Here is a 1,272-nt window from a genome sequence, read left to right on the forward strand (position 1 = left end):
TGAAGTCGGCAGTAAACCTGAAATGATTGCTGCGCTATCGACACTTGAAGAGCCGGGCAGTTTGATTATCTGTAACGGCTATAAAGATGAAGAGTTTATTGAGCTTGGTTTACAAGCAACCAAACTGGGCTTCCTATGCTTTTTTGTGATTGAAACCTTAACCGAGCTGCCCATTATTATAAGATTGAGCCGCCAAATGAACATTCAACCCCACATTGGTGTGCGGGTGAAAATGACCTCTCAAGTCAGTGGGCATTGGAATTCAACGAGCGGTGATCGCAGTGTGTTTGGTCTAACTAGCACACAACTTATCGATGTGGTTGATAAGCTAAAGCAAGAGAACATGCTGCACTGCCTCGAATTATTGCACTGCCACTTAGGTTCACAAATCCCCAGCATTCATGATATTCGAAGTGGTGTCGTAGAAGCCTGCCGCTATTTTACTGACCTAATGAGTGAGGGTGCAGAATTAACCCATATAGATTTGGGTGGTGGCTTAGCGGTTGATTATACCGGCGCACAAAGCAATGACGATAAAAGTCGTAACTACACGCTTGAAGAATATTGTGAAGATATTGTCGATACTCTCAAGCAAACCTTGGACGACCATAATATTCCTCACCCAACGATTGTCACGGAATCTGGGCGAGCAACTGTCGCTTACTCTTCAATTCTGCTGTTCAATATTCTAGATACCAATATTTTTGAACCAATCAGTCTGCCCGAACCATCGCCTGAGGAGCATCAACTACTCACAAAGATTCGTGAGATAAAAGACTACCTATCGCCACGGCGAGTACAGGAGTGTTATAACGATGCGCATTTTTATCGTGATGAAGTGCGTGCTTTATTCAAGCGTGGGCAGCTCTCATTAAGAGAGCGATCAATCGCAGAAAACTTATTTCTCGATGTTCTTCATTGTATCGCAGACCTGTTAGATACAATGGATAAAACGCCACCAGACCTGGAAGACCTTAAGCTATCGTTGGCAGATATCTACTATGGAAACTTTAGCCTATTTCAATCGCTGCCAGACATATGGGCGATTGATCAACTGTTTCCGATTATGCCAATTCACAGGCTGCATGAGACGCCAACACGTCAGGCAGTGCTGGCGGATATAACCTGTGACTGCGATGGAAAAATTGATAAATTTATCAACGAATTCGGCACAGCAAAAACACTCCCATTACACCCGATTAAAGAAGGTGAAGAGTATTACTTGGGGGTGTTTCTGGTCGGCGCTTATCAGGAAACCTTAGGTGATCTGCA

1 protein-coding gene is annotated in these 1,272 nt (G+C 44.0%); it reads left to right on the forward strand.

What is annotated here, in order from left to right; translation table 11 throughout:
• Window positions 1–1,272: biosynthetic arginine decarboxylase (gene speA, locus A3735_RS00265; RefSeq protein ID WP_068637333.1), on the forward strand; the 1,272-nt coding region annotated here is incomplete at both ends.

The organism is Oleiphilus sp. HI0061, from assembly GCF_001635675.1.